Below are 16,408 nucleotides of genomic sequence, written 5' to 3' on the forward strand. Positions count from 1 at the left end.
GCGAACGCTTCGCGCATGCTGAAGCCTTGCATGGCGTCGCGGTGTTGCTGAAGCGCCTGCCAGGCGGGCAGGGCCGTCACATCATGGGGTGTACGGTAATACGCCATTGCGCAGGGTTCCCTCGGTGCGTGGTGATGCCTTGGACACGGCAGTCGTTGCCGGGTTCAGGCTGGCACCATTATAGGCAAAGGCCACTTACAGGGAATGGGTATGGCGAGGGGAATTTGGGGGCGCTTTGCGCCCCTGTGTGGGCTGGCTGGCCGGCGAATGGGCTGCAAAGCAGCCCCAGGCCGTTACGCGGTCTTTTCTTCCACATGCAGGTAAAGGTTGTCGATCAACCGGGTGTTACCCAGGTAAGCCGCCGCAATCACCACCAGGTCACGGTCATCGAGCTGCGCCGGGCGCAGGCTGACGGCATGGCGCACTTCCAGGTAATCCGGACGGAAACCGGCAGCGCTCAGCTGCGCCTGGCCTTCAGCGACCAGCGCCGCAAAATCCCGCTGGCCCCGGCCAATACCCGCCGCAATCTGCTGCAACGTGCGGTACAGCGCCGGCGCGGCAGCACGTTGCTCCGGCGTGAGGTAACCATTGCGCGACGACAGCGCCAGGCCATCCTCGGCACGTACGGTGGGTTCGCCGATGATCTGCACCGGTATGTTCAGGTCGCGCACCATGGCGCGGATCACCGCCAGCTGCTGGAAATCCTTTTCGCCGAACACGGCAAGGTCTGGCTGGACCATGTTGAAAAGCTTGCTGACCACGGTGGCCACGCCTTCGAAATGCCCAGGGCGGCTGGCGCCGCACAGGCCTTCGGAAAGCTGGGGCACGCTGACGCGGGTTTGCACGCTCATGCCATCGGGGTACATCTCTTCCACGGTTGGCGCAAACAGCAGGTTGCAGCCGGCCTCGAGCAGGCGTTCCTGGTCGGCTGCCAGGGTGCGTGGGTACTTGTCGAGGTCTTCGTTGGCGCCGAACTGCAGCGGGTTGACGAAGATGCTGGCAACCACGAAATCGGCGCGCTGCGCTGCTTTGGTCACCAGGGCCGCGTGGCCGCTGTGCAGGTTGCCCATGGTCGGCACGAAACCGATGCGCTTGCCTTCACAGCGGGCGCGGGCAACGGCGGCGCGCAGTTCGCGGACGGTCTTGACTGTATTCATGCACTGAACCCGTGTTCGCTGCCAGGGAAGCTGACTTGCTTGACCGCCTCGACGTAAGCGACGAGGGCGCTGTGGATATCCGGTTGGCCTTGCATGAAGTTCTTCACGAACTTCGGTACCCGGCCGCTCAGCGACAGGCCGAGCATGTCATGCAGGACCAGCACCTGGCCATCGGTGGCGCTGCCGGCGCCAATGCCGATCACCGGAATGCTGACGGCATTGGTGATTTCCGCCGCCAGTTCGCTGGGCACGCATTCAAGCAGCAGCATGGCCGCACCGGCTTGCTCCAGGGCAATGGCGTCTGCGCGCATCTGCCGGGCCTGGGCTTCCTGGCGGCCTTGGACCTTGTAGCCGCCCAGTACGTTGACGGTTTGCGGGGTCAGGCCCATGTGCGCGCACACGGGTACGCCACGTTCGGCCAGCAGGCGGATGGTCTCGCCCAGCCAGGCGGCGCCTTCGATCTTGATCATGTGGGCGCCGGCCTGCATCAGTGTGGCGCTGTTGGCAAAGGCCAGTTCCGGGGTGGCGTGCGCCATGAACGGCAGGTCGGCGAGGATCAGCGCGCCGTCATTGCCACGTTTGACGCTGGCGGTGTGGTAGGCCATGTCAGCTGTGGTTACCGGCAAAGTGCTGTCGTGGCCCTGCAGGACCATCCCCAGCGAGTCGCCCACCAGCAACACTTCGACGCCGGCCTGGCTGGCGGCCTTGGCAAAGGTCGCGTCGTAGCAGGTCAGCATGGTGATTTTTTCACCCTTGGCCTTGAGGCCGTTGAGGGTTGTCAGGGTTACTTCAGGCATGTAGGAAATTCCTCGTTCAGGCGCTGTAAAAAACGACTGCATTCAACGCGTGTAGTCATCTTCCGGAGCGGCACATCATCGCGCGTGATGTTCGGGCACAGGTCCGTCCGGGCCTAAATACGGGTATGCGGCACTTTGGTGCCACACGGGACGCCTATAGTCGTGAGCGAGGTGGGGGAAGTCAATCACCCTGTTACCGCATTGTTACGATAAGGGTGTTACTGGCGTTACCGTCCAGCGTGAAAGGCTGAAACGCCCGGTTTACAGGCGTTCCAGGCCGACGAACGGGCAGTCGTCGAGCAATTGCGCAAGGGCGCGGCCATCGGCCAGGCAGAAATCGCCCGGTACCAGTTCGGCCAGCGGGTACAGCACGAAAGGCCGGGCATGCATATGGTAATGCGGCACTTTCAGGCGTGGCTCGTCGAGCACATGGTCGCCGAACAACAGGATGTCCAGGTCCAGCGTGCGTGGCCCCCAGCGTTCCTTGCGTACGCGGCCCTGGCCGTTTTCGATGGCTTGTAGCGCATCGAGCAGGGCCAGTGGCGGCAAGGCGGTGTCCAGGGCAGCGACGGCGTTGGTGTAGCGTGGCTGGCCGGGCAGCAGTGAGTCGCTGGTATACAGGGCCGAGGCCGCCACCAGGCGCGTGCCTTCGACCTGGTCGAGGGCCTGCAAGGCGCTACGCAGCTGCTCGGCAGGTGCGTCCAGGTTGCTACCCAGGCCGACGTAGGCGCGAGTCTTCACTCGAACGCCTCGTCGCCACCGCGCTTGCGTTTGCTACCGCTGCGCTTGCGTTTGCGCGGGCCGGCGCCGGTACCTTCGTCTCGGCTGCCCAGTTCGCGAATCATCTCGCGGCGCTCGCTGTCGTTGGCATCCTGGTAATCGGTCCACCACTGGCCGAGGTCGTCGGTTTCTTCGCCGGCGCTTTCACGCAGCAGCAGGAAGTCGTAACCGGCGCGGAAGCGTGGGTTGTCCAGCAGCATGTCGGCGCGCTTGCCGCTGCGGCGTGGCAGGCGCTCCTGCATGTCCCAGATTTCGCGGATTGGCAGGGTGAAGCGCTTGGGGATGGCAATACGTGCGCACTGCTCGGCGATCAGGTCGTGGGCCGCGCCATTCATGGCCGGAATCGGCGGCACGCCCTGGTTTTGCAGGTGCAGTACACGGGCCGGCAGGGCGGGCCACAGCAGCGCTGCGAACAGGAAGGCTGGCGTCACCGGCTTGCCCTGCTTCACGCGCAGGTCGGTGTTGTTCAGTGCCTGGCTGATCAGCGTATGGGTGTAGGTTGGGCGATCTTCCAGGGCGTGCGCACTGGCCGGGAACAAAGGCTCGAACAGTTCCAGGTCGACCAGCATTTCGAAGGCGATGGCACCCTGGCCGGAAAGGAACAGCTTGAGGCACTCTTCGAACAAGCGTGCTGGCGGGATTTCGCGTAGCAATGGCGCCAGTTCGCGGATCGGCTTGAACGTGTGCTTTTCGATACCGAAGTCCAGCTTGGCAGCGAAACGCACCGCGCGCAGCATGCGCACCGGGTCTTCCTGGTAACGGTGGGTCGGGTCGCCGATCAGGCGCAACAGGCGATTGCGCACGTCGTGCACACCGTTGGCGTAATCGAGAATGCGCTCGCTGACCGGGTCGTAGTAGAGGGCGTTGATGGTGAAGTCGCGGCGCTGCGCGTCTTCTTCCAAGGTGCCGTATACGTTGTCACGCAGGATGCGACCACTGGCGTTATGCGACGAACGGTGGCTGTCGCCTTGGTCTTCATCCGAATGGTGGGCGCGGAAGGTGGCGACTTCGATGATCTCACGGCCGAAATGCACGTGGACCAGCTTGAAGCGGCGGCCAATGATGCGCGCGTTGCGGAATTCGGCACGAACCTGTTCGGGGGTGGCGTTGGTGGCGACGTCGAAGTCTTTCGGCGTGATACCCAGCATCAGGTCGCGGACACAGCCACCGACCAGGTAAGCCTGGTAACCCGCACTTTGCAGGCGCTCGACGATGTTCACCGCATGGCGGCTGAACTGGTGGCGCTGCAGCGAGTGCTGGCTCTTGTTGATCACCTCAGGCGTGGTGCGCCTGTGGTGCTGGCCCTGTACGGGCGGGCGGAACGACTGGAACAGCTTCTTCAGCATGGGATGCACTGTTTGAAGGAATGTTCGGCCAAGAATAGGAGAATGGCCGCATGATGGGCGGGGATTCTAGCATTTACTCAGGGAATGGTGTAGGCGGGTAGCAGGGTGCCTGCCAGAAGGGTGGAAACGACAAGGGGAGCCTAAGCTCCCCAAGAAGTGTCGTTGCGTGCTCTTATTATTTTTTTGCTGGGCTTTTTGTTTTTGTTGAGTGCCCTGTCCACAAATCTCGAAGCTTGTGGACGACCCCCAATCCAGGGGTTAAGAGCAAACGGATTGCTTTGGCCGCTGATGTCACGTTGATCTGTCGATCCAACCAGTTCAGGCGCTGCTTTTTAGTGCAGTTTTTGTTGTTCTCTGCCTGGTTGTGGGGCAAGCCCCAAACACGCATCCTCTCCAAAAGAATCAGTTAGCTGCGCCTCCGCCGTCTTGTTTTTATTGTGCGTGAGCCGTTTCGTCTTGTTCTTATTCTGAGTTGCAGTGCTTGTTATTGTTCTTGTACCAAACATATAGCAGGTGCCGTGCCAACTTTTCGAAACCCAATAAAATCAATGGGTTGAGGTGGTCTGGCGAGATTTTCGCGGCTGAAAATGGCGAAATTTCGTTACCTTACGCCTCGGGGATTGTTACGCCGGAAAGCTCGGGTAACAGATTTTTGCGGGAACTGATGTGTTACCTGGGGTGTGAGGGCTGGCTGTGCCGGCCGATTCGCGGGTAAACCCGCTCCCACAGGGAATTGCACCACCCTTGAGGGTGTGGGAGCGGGTTTACTCGCGAATCGGCCCGAAAGGCTGTAGAGAGAGGGCAGGAGGAACCTCCCGCCCAGGCAGGCCGGTTATTCGCTGGTGGCGTTGCTCTTGCGCCGTGGAATGCCCAGGCGCTGGCGGCGTTCCCACAGGCACTTGCGGCTGACGCCGAGCTTGCGTGCCAACTCGGTCTCGGTCATGTGGTCCTGGTGTTCGAGGACGAAGTGCTGGAAATAGTCTTCCAGTGACAGGTCCTCGGTTGGCTCGTGGCTGGCATTGGCGGCACTGGCCACGACCAGGGCGTTATTGAGGATCTCATCCTCTTCCAGGTCACCCAGCTCGATGTCGATGCCCAGCAGCTCAGCAGAAATTTCTGCACTCTCGCTGAGGATCACGGCGCGCTCCACAGCGTTTTCCAGTTCACGTACGTTACCCGGCCAGCTGTAGTGACGAATGGCCTGCTCGGCTTCTGCCGAGAAATGCAGGTCGTCGCGGCCGATACGCGCGCTCTGGCGAGCGAGGAAGGCACTGGCGATCTCGTTTACATCGCTGCCACGCTCGCGTAGGGCTGGCAGTTTCAGGGCGATCACGTGCAGGCGGTAATAAAGGTCTTCACGGAACTGGCCGGCCTTGGCCAGGTTCTTCAGGTCGCGGTGGGTGGCGGCGATCAGGCGCACATCAACCTTTTGCGACTGTACCGAACCCACCCGGCGAATCTCGCCTTCCTGCAGTACACGCAGCAGGCGGGCCTGGGCTTCCAGTGGCAGTTCGCCGATTTCGTCGAGGAACAGCGTGCCACCGTCGGCGGCCTCTACCAGGCCGGCACGCCCGGCGCTGGCGCCGGTAAATGCGCCTTTTTCGTGGCCGAACAGCTCGGACTCGATCAGTGTTTCGGGGATGGCCGCGCAGTTCACCGAGATCATCGGTGCCTTGGCCCGCCGCGACAGGTTGTGCAGGGCGCGGGCGACCAGTTCTTTACCGGTGCCCGACTCGCCCTGGATCAGCACATTGGAGTCGGTGGGTGCGACCTTACGGATCTTGCTGTACATGTCCTGCATTGGCGGGCACGAGCCGATGATGCCGATTTCGCCATTGGCTGGCGCTGCGTTGCCTTTGTCGGCCGGGGCAGCCTTGCCATTGGTGGTGCGCGGCTCGGCAGCCGGTGCGGCGGCGGGGGCGTTTTGCCGGTCGCGCAGGATACGCGCCACGGCCTGCAGCATCTCGTCGTGGTCGAAAGGCTTGGCGATGTAGTCCACCGCGCCCATTTTCATCGAGTCCACCGCCGAGCGCAGGCTGGCATAGCTGGTCATGATCAGCACCGGGGTACCCTGGCCAAGCTTGATCAGCTCGGTGCCAGGCGCGCCTGGCAGGCGCAGGTCGCTGACGATCAGGTCGAAGGTGGCAATGCTGAAGCGTTCCTGGGCTTCCTGCACCGAGCCGGCTTCGCTGACCTGGTACTGGTTCCGCTCGAGCAGGCGACGCAGGGCCGAGCGGATGATGGTTTCGTCTTCGACGATCAGAATGTGCGGCATTGATTCAATTCTCTCGACGGTCTCGAATTTCAGGGGACGTCGCTACGACATGCCGGGGCAGGGTCACGCGGATCCGGGTGCCACGTTGCCGTTCGATATCGGCCGGGCTGTCGATGGTGATTTGCCCATAATGCTCTTCCACGATGGAATAGACCAGAGCGAGCCCCAGTCCGGTGCCTTCGCCCGGGTCCTTGGTGGTGAAGAAGGGTTCAAACAGGCGGTCCATGATGTTCTTCGGAATCCCGCTGCCCTCGTCCTCGACAATCAGGTCGACGGTGTGTTCGTTGACCTCACTGCGCACGCGCACGGCACTACCGGGCGGCGAGGCGTCACGGGCGTTGGAGAGCAGGTTGATCAGCACCTGGGCCAGGCGCTGCGGGTCCCCTTCGGCCCAGTGGTCCGGGTCGCAGAGGTTGAAGAACTGTACTTCGAAATTGCGCCGGTTCAACGCCAGCAGACCGATGGCATCTTGCGCCACTTCGGCCAGGCACACCGGCTCTTCGCTGTTCTGGTGGCTGCCGCCGGCATGGGCGAAGCTCATCAGTGACTGGACGATACGCGATACGCGCTTGGTCTGTTCGAGGATCTGGCTGGACAGCTCGATGATCTCGCCATCGCCTTCGCGTTCCTCGCGCAGGTTCTGCGCCAGGCAGGCGATGCCGGTGATCGGGTTGCCGATCTCGTGGGCCACGCCGGCGGCCAGGCGGCCGATGCTGGCCAGGCGTTCGGAGTGCACCAGCTTGTCTTCCAGTGCCTGGGTTTCGGTGAGGTCCTCCACCAGCAGCACCAGGCCGCTGTTACCCGGAGCCAGCGGCTCGTCGATGGCCGCCTTGTGCAGGTTCAGCCAGCGGGGCTGGCCGTCCAGTGCCAGGCGCTGCTTGTGCAGGTGTTCGTCGGGCACGTTGATGAAACCCTGTAGCAGGCCGCGCCAGGGTTCGCCGATGGTGACCAGGCGCGAGCCGACCACGTGCTTGGCGGCGATGCCGGTGAGCTCTTCCATGGCCTTGTTCCACATCAGGATTTCCTGGTCCTTGGCCAGCGAGCAAACGCCCATGGGCAGTTCTTGCAGGGTCTGGCGGTGGTAGCGGCGCAGGGCATCGAGCTCGGCGGCCAGGCCGGTCAGGCGTGAGTGGTAGTCTTCCAGGCGGCTTTCGATGAAGTGGATGTCTTCGGTCACATAGTTTTCGTTGCCGGACTTGTACGGCAAGAAGGTCTCGACCATGTCCTGGGCCACGCTCGGCCCCATCAGGCCGGACAAGTTGGCCTCGATGCGGTCGCGCAGGCGGCGCAAGGCATAGGGGCGGCGTTCGTCGAACGGCAGGTACAGGTCGCGCAGGGCCTGCTCCACTTCCTTCTGCGCGGCCTTGGCCCCCAGCGGCTTGGCCAGCTGGGTAGCGAACTCCTGTGGTGAGGCAGCGTGCAGCTCGCGGCGCTGCGGGCGGCGCACGTTGTCCACCGCGCAGGCTTCGGCGGCGCTGACCTCTTCGGTGCTGGCGTTGGTGAACAGCGAAATCAGGGTGAACAACAGCACGTTGGCCGCCAGCGAGGCGATGGCCGCCATGTGCCAGCTGGTATCGTCCAGCACATAGATCATGTCCAGCAGCGGAATGTAGAAGCCCTGCAGGTTGCCCAGCAGCGGCAGCAACATGGTCACCATCCATACCAGGGTGCCGGCCAGGAGACCGGCGATGAAGCCGCGGCGGTTGGCGGTGGGCCAGTACAGTACCGACAGCACGCCAGGCAAGAACTGCAGGGTGGCGACGAAGGCGACGATGCCCAGGTTGGCCAGGCTCTGGTGGTTGTTCTGGGTCAGGTAGAACATGAAGCCGGCGGTGATGATGGCGACGATCAGCGCGCGGCGGGTCCACTTCAGCCAGCGGTAGATGTTGCCTTCGGCCGGGGGCTGGTACAGCGGCAGCACCAGGTGGTTCAGGGCCATGCCCGACAGCGCCAGGGTGGTGACGATGATCAGGCCGCTGGCGGCCGACAACCCGCCAACGTAGGCCAGCAGCGCCAGTGCCTGGTTGTTGGCGGCAATCCCCAGGCCCAGGGTGAAATACTCAGGGTTGGTACTGGCGCCCAGGCGCAGGCCGGCCCACAGCACCAGCGGCACCGCCAGGCTCATCAGCAGCAGGAACAGTGGCAGGCCCCAGCTGGCGCTGACCAGCGAGCGCGGGTTGAGGTTTTCGGTGAAGGCCATGTGGTACATGTGCGGCATGACGATGGCCGAGGCGAAGAACACCAGCAGCAGGGTGCGCCATGGGCCTTCCTGCAGCGGGGTGTGCAGGGCCGCCAGGGCGGTCTGATTCTGCAGCAGCCAGACTTCCAGTTCGTGCGGGCCGCCGAACACGCCGTACAGGGCGTACAGGCCGATGCCGCCCAGCGCCAGCAGCTTGATCACCGATTCAAAGGCAATGGCGAACACCAGCCCTTCGTGTTTTTCGCGCGTGGCGATGTGCCGTGAGCCGAAGAAGATGGTGAACAGGATGATCAGCGTACAGAAGGCGAAGGCCACCCGGGCCTTGACCGGTTCACCGGTCAGGATGCTGATGGAGTCGGCCACCGCCTGAATTTGCAGGGCCAGCAAGGGCAGCACGCCGATCAGCATGATGATGGTGGTCAGGGCCCCGGCCCACGTGCTGCGGAAGCGAAACGCCAGCAGGTCGGCCAGCGAAGACAGCTGGTAGGTGCGGGTGATCTTCAGGATTGGGTAAAGCAGCACCGGCGCCAGCAGGAATGCGCCGGACACGCCCAGGTAACAGGCGAGGAAGCCATAGCCGTACTGGTAGGCCAGGCCCACCGAACCATAGAAGGCCCAGGCACTGGCGTACACGCCCAGCGACAGGGTGTAGGTGAGTGGGTGGCGAATGATCGAACGCGGGACCAGCCCGCGCTCGCTGACCCAGGCCACGCCGAACAGCACCATCAGGTACCCGGCGCTGATCAGGATCATCTGGGTCAGGCTAAAGCTCATCGGCATCTCGTTGGCTCTGCAGGATGAAGGTGACGACGATCAGGATCAGCCAGAGCAGGTAAGGGCGGTACCAGGCTCCGGTCGGTTCGATCCACCAGTCCATGATGGCCGGGGAGAACAGGTAGATCCCCACGACCAGAAGCAGGACCAAACGATAGATGTACATGCTGGCCTCGATGGTTGGGCGCTGCGGGCTTGGACTTATTATTGGCGCAAATGACTGGGGGGATGCTAGCGGGAATCCATAGTGTTCGCCAAGAGGTTGAATTTGTTGGGCTTTTGTTTTTTAGGAGTGGCTTGCCGGCGATAGGGCCGGCAATGCCTCAGCGCAAATCAGCCTCTGGCACCGTAGTCTTCTGCGCAATCGCCTCCGGTCGCCACTGCGTGCGGGCTACAGCCAGCACTTCAGCCGGTGTTGCTACCAGCAACTCCGGATCAGTCTCTTGCCCCAGCGCCCGCAATGCCCGCAGCAACAGCGGCGTCGCATGCTCCGCCTGCAGCGGCGGCGAGCGGTACGACTTGCCCAGCTTGTGCCCATCCGGCTGCACGATCAGCGGGATATGCAGGTAACGCGGCTGCGAAAAGCCCAGCAGCTCTTGCAGGTACAGCTGGCGCGGGGTGTTGTCGAGCAGGTCGGCGCCGCGCACGATGTCGGTAACACCTTGCCAGGCATCGTCCAGCACCACCGCCAGCTGGTAGGCATACAGCCCGTCGCGGCGCTGGATGACGAAATCGCCAACCTCTCGCCCCAGGTGCTGCTGGTATTCACCCTGCACGCGGTCGGTGAAGCGGTAGATCAGCTCTGGCACCCGCAAGCGGATCGCCGCGCCTTCGCGGGCATGCCCGGCATTGCGGCACAAGCCTGGATAGATACCGTTGTAACCTTCCAGTTGCTTGCGCGAACAGGTGCAGGCATAAGCCAGGCCCATGTTGAACAGGCGGTCGACCACTGCGGCATAGGCGTCGTGCCGCTGGCTTTGGAACACTACCTCGCCATCCCACTCCAGGCCGTAGCGCTCCAGGGTTTGCAGGATCGCGTCACGGGCGCCGGGCATTTCCCGGGGCGGGTCGGTGTCTTCCATGCGCAGCAGCCAGCGGCCGTTGACGGCGCGGGCATCGAGCCAGGAGGCGAGGGCGGCGACCAGCGAGCCAAAGTGCAGGAAGCCGCTGGGGGTGGGGGCAAAACGCCCAATGTAGCTGGAGTCGGTCATGGTCAGGCTGGGTATATAAATGAAACGGGGCGCATGATGCGCCCCGTTCAGGTGGAAGAAAGATCAGCCTTTGCCGACCGTTTTTTCCTTTTTCTCGGCGATTTCCTTGCAGTCGAAGCACAGGTCGGCGGTAGGGCGAGCCTCCAGGCGACGCAGGCCGATCTCGATGCCGCACGATTCGCACCAGCCGTATTCGTCGGCCTTGATCTTGTCGAGGGTCTTGTCGATTTTCTTGATCAGCTTGCGCTCACGATCGCGGTTGCGCAGCTCCAGGGCGAACTCTTCTTCCTGGCTGGCGCGGTCGGCCGGGTCTGGGAAGTTGGCTGCTTCATCCTTCATGTGGTCCACAGTGCGGTCCACACTGGTCATCAGCTCTTGCTTCCAGGCGCCGAGAAGCTTGGTGAAGTGCTTTTTCATGGGCTCGCCCATGTATTCTTCACCCTTGGATTCTACGTAGGGCTCGACACCGTACATGGTCTGGGCTTTTTGCTTTTCTACGGTGGACATGAATAGACCGCCTCTCACTCATCTGATCCAATGCGCAGGCTGCTCCATCTCCGGCACCCGCCGGCCCTGCGACTGCGAGCCGCCGAACTTACCAGATAGATCGGGGGTGCGCTACCCCGCCCTACCCTGACAATTGACAGCGGCGCAGGCCGCACGTTCGGTGGCGTGCAGAGGTAGAATCAACAGTTTAGACCCAATTGAGAGAAGGTCATGGCCCACCCTTACAGTGCGCGCAGCCGCGCCATCGAACCCTTCCATGTCATGGCGCTGCTGGCCCGGGCCAACGAGCTGCAGGCGGCGGGGCACGACGTCATTCACCTGGAAATCGGTGAGCCTGACTTCACCACGGCCGCACCTATCGTGGCCGCGGGCCAGGCGGCATTGGCCGCAGGGCACACCCGCTACACCGCTGCGCGCGGCCTGCCGGTGCTGCGTGAAGCCATTGCCGGCTTCTATGGCCAGCGTTATGGCCTGAACATCGACCCTGAGCGCATTCTCATTACCCCGGGTGGCTCTGGTGCGCTGCTGCTGGCCAGCAGCCTGCTGGTCGACCCGGGCAAGCACTGGCTGCTGGCCGACCCTGGCTACCCCTGCAACCGCCACTTCCTGCGCCTGGTCGAGGGCGGGGCACAGCTGGTGCCGGTGGGCCCGGAGGTGAACTACCAGCTGACTACCGACCTGGTCGAGCGTTACTGGGACAAGGACACGGTCGGCGCACTGGTCGCTTCGCCGGCCAACCCTACCGGTACCGTGTTGGGGCGCGAAGAGCTGGCCAGCCTTGCCAAGGCCACCCACGAGCGCCACGGCCACCTGGTGGTGGACGAGATCTACCATGGCCTGACCTATGGCATGGACGCACCGAGCGTGCTGGAAGTGGATGACTCGGCGTTTGTCCTGAATAGTTTTTCCAAGTATTTCGGCATGACCGGCTGGCGCCTGGGCTGGCTGGTGGCGCCTCCCGGCGCGGTGGCTGACCTGGAGAAACTGGCGCAGAACCTGTACATCAGTGCGCCCAGCATGGCCCAGCATGCCGCGCTGGCGTGTTTCCAGCCCGAGACCCTGGCCATTTTCGAGGAGCGCCGGGCCGAATTCGCCCGTCGTCGTGATTACTTGCTGCCGGCCCTGCGCGAGCTAGGCTTCCGCATTGCCGTCGAGCCACAGGGGGCGTTCTACCTGTATGCCGATATCAGTGCCTTTGGCGGTGATGCGTTCGCCTTTTGCCGGCATTTCCTGGAAACCGAGCACCTGGCCTTTACCCCAGGGCTGGACTTCGGTCGTCACCTGGCCGGGCACCATGTGCGCTTTGCCTACACCCAGAGCTTGCCGCGCCTGGAAGAGGCGGTGCAGCGCATTGCCCGTGGCCTGCGGAGCTGGCAAGGCTGATGCGCTTCGTTCCTTCACTCGAACAGGGCCGCCTGCTGCGTCGCTACAAGCGTTTTCTGGCAGACATCGAACTGGCCAGCGGCGAACAGATGACCATCCACTGCCCGAATACCGGCTCCATGCTCAACTGCATGCGTGAAGGCGGACAGGTGTGGTTCAGCCGCTCCAACGACCCCAAGCGCAAGCTGCCGGGCACCTGGGAAATCAGCGAAACCCCACAGGGGCGGCTGGCCTGCGTAAATACCGGGCGGGCCAATGCGCTGGTCGAAGAAGCCCTGCGTGCCGGCATCATCGCCGAACTGGCCGGCTTCACCGCGCTAAAGCGCGAGGTGGCCTATGGTGAGGAGGGCAGCCGCATCGACTTTCGCCTGGAATTCGACGGTGCCCCGGCTTATGTCGAGGTCAAGAGCGTGACCCTGGGCTACCCGGACAGCACAGTCGCGGCTTTCCCTGATGCGGTGACCCAGCGCGGTGCCAAGCACCTGCGCGAGCTGGCGAAGCTGGCCCAGCAGGGCGTGCGGGCGGTGCAGCTGTATTGCGTGAACCTAACCGGTATCGAGGCCGTACGCCCAGCCGAGGAAATCGATGCGGCCTATGCCCAGGCTCTGCGTGCTGCGGTAGCGGAAGGGGTGGAGGTGTTAGCCTATGGCACGCGCCTGGATGCCGAAGGCATCGTCATTGACCGCCGCCTGCCGGTGCTGCTTACGCCTTGAACCAGATGCCTTGGCTGTCTTCGTGGCAGCCCAGGGCCAGCAACTGCTCACCTTCACAGGGGCCGGCCACGCATTCGCCGCTTTCGATCAGGAACAGTGCGCCGTGGTGGGCGCAATGGATGAGGCTGGCGCTGTCATCGAGAAACGCGTCTTCTGCCCAGTTCAGCGGGATGCCCTTGTGCGGGCAGCGGTTGCGGTACAGGTAGACCTGGCCGTGGCGGCGCACGCCGAACAGATCGAGGCCGTCTACGCTGAAGGCGCGGCTTTGGCCTTCGGCCAGGCTGTGTGAAGTACAAAGGAAGTGCATGGCAAGGACGACTCGTGAAACAGATGATGGCTTGACGCGTCAATGCGAATAATTATCAAATTGCCCGCATTCGCTGCGCCTGGCTGCCTATGGTGCGCAGTTCCGCCGCCCGCCACAAGGCGTGCGACCTGCCTTCAGAAGGAACCCGATGATGCGCCGTCCAGCCGCTTTGCTCGCCCTGTGTGCAAGCCTAGTGCTCTCTACCCAGGCCCTGGCGGCCGAGCTGCCACAACGCTGGGTCAGCGCCGGTGGTGCCTTGAGCGAGTGGATTACCGTGCTGGGTGGTGAGGCGCGCCTGGTGGGTGTGGACACTACCAGCCAGCATCCGGCCTCGTTGAAATCATTGCCCAGCGTAGGTTACCAGCGGCAGTTGTCGGCCGAAGGCATTCTCAGCCTGCGCCCGGATGTGCTGGTGGGCACCGAAGAAATGGGCCCGCCGCCGGTACTCGCGCAAATTCGCAACGCGGGTGTGCGGGTGGAGTTGTTCTCCAGCAAGGCAGAGCTGGCGGCTGTGGATGAGAACCTCAAGCACCTGGGGCAGTTGCTTGGCACGGAACAACAGGCTTCGGCATTGGCGGCCGGTTACCACCAGCAGCTTGATGCCCTGCAAGCCAAGGTCAAGCAGGCTCAGGGCGGGCACAAGGCGCCGGGGGTGTTGCTGCTGGTCGGGCATGCCGGGGCCAAGCCGCTGATAGCAGGGCAGGGCACCGCAGGTGACTGGCTGCTGGGCCAGGCAGGTGGGCGAAACCTTGCAGAGCATCAGGGCTACAAGAACTTCTCCAGCGAAGCATTGGCGGCACTGGACCCGGATGTGATCGTGTTTTCCGACCGGGCGCTGGCCGATGAACAGGCCTTGCAGGCGCTGTTGAAAGAGAACCCGGCGCTGGCTGCTTCGCGTGCTGTGCGTGAGAAACGCCTGGTATCGCTTGATCCGACACTGTTGGTGGGTGGGCTCGGGCCACGCCTGCCGGCGACCTTGCAAGCGCTGGCAGCTACCTTCTACCCGGCAGCCAAGGCCAGCTTCGCACAATGAAACAGCGGGTCCAGCCACGTACGTTATTCATTTGCCTGAGCCTGCTGTGCCTGTTGGCGGTTTGGCTGTCGCTGGCGCTGGGGCCGGTCAGCCTGCCGCTGTTCGATACCCTGCGCGCGGGGCTGCGCCTGTTGGGCCTGCCCATCGCCGCCGACGGTCTGCAACAGGCCGAAATGATCCTTGGTCAGATCCGCCTGCCGCGCACCCTGCTGGGGCTGGCGGTGGGCGCGGTGCTGGCGCTGTCCGGGGTGGCCATGCAGGGGCTGTTCCGTAACCCGCTGGCCGACCCCGGGCTGGTAGGGGTGGCCGCCGGGGCGGCGATGGGGGCAGCGGTCGCTATTGTTGGTGGTGCCTGGTTTGGCGGCCTGCCGGATGCTTTCGCACCCTATCTGCTGTCATTCTGCGCGTTTGTCGGCGGGCTTGGGGTAACCGCGCTGGTCTACCGCCTTGGGCGGCGCGACGGCCAGACCAACGTCGCTACCATGCTGCTGGCTGGCGTAGCGATGACTGCGCTGGGCGGTGCGGCCGTGGGGCTGTTCTCTTACCTGGCCGATGACGCCACCCTGCGCACGCTGACCTTCTGGAACCTCGGCAGCCTCAATGGCGCCAGCTACCAGCGGCTGTGGCCGCTGTTACTGGTGGCGGCGGGGGTAGCAGTGTGGCTGCCACGCCGGGCCAAGGCGCTGAATGCCCTGCTGCTGGGTGAATCGGAGGCGCGCCATCTGGGCGTTGACGTGGAGCGGCTTAAACGCGAGCTGGTGTTCTGCACGGCGCTAGGCGTGGGCGCTGCAGTGGCGGCTGCGGGGTTGATCGGTTTCATCGGCCTGGTAGTGCCGCACCTGGTTCGCCTGCTGGCCGGGCCAGATCACCGTGTGGTGTTGCCAGCTTCTTTGCTGGCAGGGGGCGTGCTGATGCTGTTTGCCGACCTGGCGGCACGGCTGCTGCTGGCGCCGGCCGAGCTGCCGATCGGTATCGTCACGGCCTTTATCGGTGCGCCATTCTTCCTGTTCCTGCTGATGCGAGGGCGCAGCTGATGTTGCAAGTCGACGGCCTGTACCTGCGGCGGGGTAGCAATGAGGTGTTGCATGACATCCACCTTGAGCTGCACCCAGGGCGGGTCGTGGGCGTGCTGGGGCCCAACGGTGCTGGCAAGAGTAGCCTGCTAGGCGTGCTGTGCGGTGAGTTGGTGGCCGATCGCGGGCAGGTGACGTTGCAGGGCCGGCCACTGGCTGACTGGGCCGGGCAGGAGCGCGCCAGGCGTTTGGCAGTGCTGCCACAGGTTTCCAGCCTGGGTTTCTCGTTCCGGGTGGAGGAAGTGGTGGGCATGGGGCGCATGCCGCATGGCACCGGGCAGCAACGCGATGCCGAAATTGTCGAGGCAGCGTTGCAGGCGGCAGATGCTTTGCACCTGGTGGAGCGCAGTTACCTGGCGTTGTCCGGCGGCGAGCGGCAAAGGGTGCACCTGGCCCGCGTGCTGGCGCAGCTATGGCCAGGGGAGGAGGGCACCACGTTGCTGCTCGACGAGCCGACCTCGATGCTCGACCCGCTGCACCAGCACACTACCCTGGAAGCTGTGCGCCGCTTTGCCGACCGTGGCGCTGCAGTGCTGGTAATCCTGCATGACCTGAACCTGGCGGCGCGCTACTGTGATCGCATCCTGCTGCTGGAGCAGGGGCGCTGCCATGCGTTTGCCGAGCCCGAAGAGGTGCTGACGCCGGCGGCGTTGAAGGCTGTGTACGGGATAGATGTGCTGGTGCAGGCGCATCCTGAACGCGGGCACCCGCTGATCATCACCCGCTGAGGGGCATACTGCGCGGCTTTTTTTGTGGGAGCGGCCTTGTGTCGCGATTGGGCAGCAAAGCAGCCCCGGGATCTTTGCGATAACGCTGATATTGCCGGGGCCGCGGTGCGGCCCAAACGCGACA

At 63.7% G+C, this 16,408-nt stretch carries 15 protein-coding genes; 5 read left to right on the forward strand and 10 right to left on the reverse strand.

Features of this window, described 5'->3' with window-relative positions:
- Positions 1–293: 293 nt before the first annotated feature.
- From panC to dksA, 9 genes are all read right to left on the reverse strand, one after another.
- Entirely contained in the window at positions 294–1,157 is an 864-nt protein-coding gene (gene panC / locus ABE456_RS21765) for a pantoate--beta-alanine ligase (RefSeq protein WP_346645765.1), read from the reverse strand.
- Positions 1,154–1,954: a 3-methyl-2-oxobutanoate hydroxymethyltransferase gene (gene panB / locus ABE456_RS21770; protein WP_346645766.1), complete on the reverse strand. Its 801-nt coding sequence runs from the start codon at positions 1,952–1,954 to the stop codon at positions 1,154–1,156. The genes panC and panB overlap by 4 nt, the downstream gene beginning before the upstream one ends.
- A 261-nt stretch (positions 1,955–2,215) precedes the next feature.
- Positions 2,216–2,695 (reverse strand): 2-amino-4-hydroxy-6-hydroxymethyldihydropteridine diphosphokinase, encoded by a 480-nt coding sequence (gene folK, locus ABE456_RS21775; RefSeq protein WP_346645767.1) that lies wholly within the window; start codon positions 2,693–2,695, stop codon positions 2,216–2,218.
- A complete protein-coding gene (locus tag ABE456_RS21780) occupies positions 2,692–4,080 on the reverse strand; it encodes a polynucleotide adenylyltransferase PcnB (RefSeq protein WP_346645768.1) in 1,389 nt (462 codons plus the stop codon). Before ABE456_RS21780 ends, folK begins: the two co-directional genes overlap by 4 nt.
- An 832-nt stretch (positions 4,081–4,912) precedes the next feature.
- Positions 4,913–6,355 carry a sigma-54 dependent transcriptional regulator gene (locus ABE456_RS21785; protein WP_346645769.1) on the reverse strand — a complete coding sequence of 481 codons (1,443 nt, stop codon included), beginning with the start codon at positions 6,353–6,355 and terminating at the stop codon, positions 4,913–4,915.
- A gap of 4 nt (positions 6,356–6,359) precedes the next feature.
- Positions 6,360–9,335, reverse strand: coding sequence for an ATP-binding protein (locus tag ABE456_RS21790; RefSeq protein WP_346645770.1), 2,976 nt, complete (start codon positions 9,333–9,335; stop codon positions 6,360–6,362).
- Positions 9,319–9,495, reverse strand: a complete 177-nt coding sequence (locus ABE456_RS21795) for a hypothetical protein (RefSeq protein WP_003250005.1) — start codon at positions 9,493–9,495, stop codon at positions 9,319–9,321. The genes ABE456_RS21790 and ABE456_RS21795 overlap by 17 nt, the downstream gene beginning before the upstream one ends.
- Before the next feature lie 157 nt (positions 9,496–9,652).
- Positions 9,653–10,540 (reverse strand): tRNA glutamyl-Q(34) synthetase GluQRS, encoded by an 888-nt coding sequence (gene gluQRS, locus ABE456_RS21800; protein ID WP_346645771.1) that lies wholly within the window; start codon positions 10,538–10,540, stop codon positions 9,653–9,655.
- Between the two features lie 63 nt (positions 10,541–10,603).
- The gene (gene dksA, locus ABE456_RS21805; RefSeq protein ID WP_003259209.1) at positions 10,604–11,047 is read right to left on the reverse strand and encodes an RNA polymerase-binding protein DksA; all 444 of its coding nucleotides are present in this window, start codon (positions 11,045–11,047) and stop codon (positions 10,604–10,606) included.
- A 210-nt stretch (positions 11,048–11,257) separates the two neighbouring features.
- On the opposite strand from dksA, the gene ABE456_RS21810 reads away from it, so the two are divergent.
- Both ABE456_RS21810 and sfsA read left to right on the forward strand, forming a co-directional pair.
- A complete protein-coding gene (locus ABE456_RS21810) occupies positions 11,258–12,430 on the forward strand; it encodes a pyridoxal phosphate-dependent aminotransferase (RefSeq protein ID WP_346645772.1) in 1,173 nt (390 codons plus the stop codon).
- Positions 12,430–13,143 carry a DNA/RNA nuclease SfsA gene (gene sfsA, locus ABE456_RS21815; protein WP_346645773.1) on the forward strand — a complete coding sequence of 238 codons (714 nt, stop codon included), beginning with the start codon at positions 12,430–12,432 and terminating at the stop codon, positions 13,141–13,143. Before ABE456_RS21810 ends, sfsA begins: the two co-directional genes overlap by 1 nt.
- On the opposite strand, the gene ABE456_RS21820 is transcribed toward sfsA, so the two are convergent.
- On the reverse strand, positions 13,133–13,450 hold the full coding sequence (locus ABE456_RS21820; protein ID WP_346645774.1) for a Rieske (2Fe-2S) protein: 318 nt from the start codon (positions 13,448–13,450) through the stop codon (positions 13,133–13,135). The genes sfsA and ABE456_RS21820 overlap by 11 nt on opposite strands.
- A 148-nt stretch (positions 13,451–13,598) precedes the next feature.
- Between ABE456_RS21820 and ABE456_RS21825 the strand changes: the two genes are divergently transcribed.
- The 3 genes from ABE456_RS21825 to ABE456_RS21835 are packed head-to-tail and all read left to right on the forward strand — an operon-like array spanning position 13,599 to position 16,284.
- A complete protein-coding gene (locus tag ABE456_RS21825) occupies positions 13,599–14,483 on the forward strand; it encodes an ABC transporter substrate-binding protein (RefSeq protein ID WP_346645775.1) in 885 nt (294 codons plus the stop codon).
- 50 nt (positions 14,484–14,533) lie between these two features.
- Positions 14,534–15,517 (forward strand): iron ABC transporter permease, encoded by a 984-nt coding sequence (locus tag ABE456_RS21830; RefSeq protein ID WP_346645786.1) that lies wholly within the window; start codon positions 14,534–14,536, stop codon positions 15,515–15,517.
- On the forward strand, positions 15,517–16,284 hold the full coding sequence (locus tag ABE456_RS21835; protein WP_346645776.1) for a heme ABC transporter ATP-binding protein: 768 nt from the start codon (positions 15,517–15,519) through the stop codon (positions 16,282–16,284). Before ABE456_RS21830 ends, ABE456_RS21835 begins: the two co-directional genes overlap by 1 nt.
- Positions 16,285–16,408: the final 124 nt, after the last annotated feature.

The sequence above is a fragment of the Pseudomonas sp. TWI929 genome (genome assembly GCF_039673335.1).
Lineage (GTDB): Bacteria > Pseudomonadota > Gammaproteobacteria > Pseudomonadales > Pseudomonadaceae > Aquipseudomonas.

Bases quoted from the DNA above. Each gene is read 5' to 3' on its own strand.
- panC (WP_346645765.1), bottom strand. From the start codon at position 1,157: ATGAATACAGTCAAGACCGTCCGCGAACTGCGCGCCGCCGTTGCCCGC.
- panB (WP_346645766.1), bottom strand. From the start codon at position 1,954: ATGCCTGAAGTAACCCTGACAACCCTCAACGGCCTCAAGGCCAAGGGT.
- ABE456_RS21780 (WP_346645768.1), bottom strand. From the start codon at position 4,080: ATGCTGAAGAAGCTGTTCCAGTCGTTCCGCCCGCCCGTACAGGGCCAG.
- ABE456_RS21785 (WP_346645769.1), bottom strand. From the start codon at position 6,355: ATGCCGCACATTCTGATCGTCGAAGACGAAACCATCATCCGCTCGGCC.
- ABE456_RS21790 (WP_346645770.1), bottom strand. From the start codon at position 9,335: ATGCCGATGAGCTTTAGCCTGACCCAGATGATCCTGATCAGCGCCGGG.
- ABE456_RS21795 (WP_003250005.1), bottom strand. From the start codon at position 9,495: ATGTACATCTATCGTTTGGTCCTGCTTCTGGTCGTGGGGATCTACCTG.
- gluQRS (WP_346645771.1), bottom strand. From the start codon at position 10,540: ATGACCGACTCCAGCTACATTGGGCGTTTTGCCCCCACCCCCAGCGGC.
- dksA (WP_003259209.1), bottom strand. From the start codon at position 11,047: ATGTCCACCGTAGAAAAGCAAAAAGCCCAGACCATGTACGGTGTCGAG.
- ABE456_RS21810 (WP_346645772.1), top strand. From the start codon at position 11,258: ATGGCCCACCCTTACAGTGCGCGCAGCCGCGCCATCGAACCCTTCCAT.
- sfsA (WP_346645773.1), top strand. From the start codon at position 12,430: ATGCGCTTCGTTCCTTCACTCGAACAGGGCCGCCTGCTGCGTCGCTAC.
- ABE456_RS21820 (WP_346645774.1), bottom strand. From the start codon at position 13,450: ATGCACTTCCTTTGTACTTCACACAGCCTGGCCGAAGGCCAAAGCCGC.
- ABE456_RS21825 (WP_346645775.1), top strand. From the start codon at position 13,599: ATGATGCGCCGTCCAGCCGCTTTGCTCGCCCTGTGTGCAAGCCTAGTG.
- ABE456_RS21835 (WP_346645776.1), top strand. From the start codon at position 15,517: ATGTTGCAAGTCGACGGCCTGTACCTGCGGCGGGGTAGCAATGAGGTG.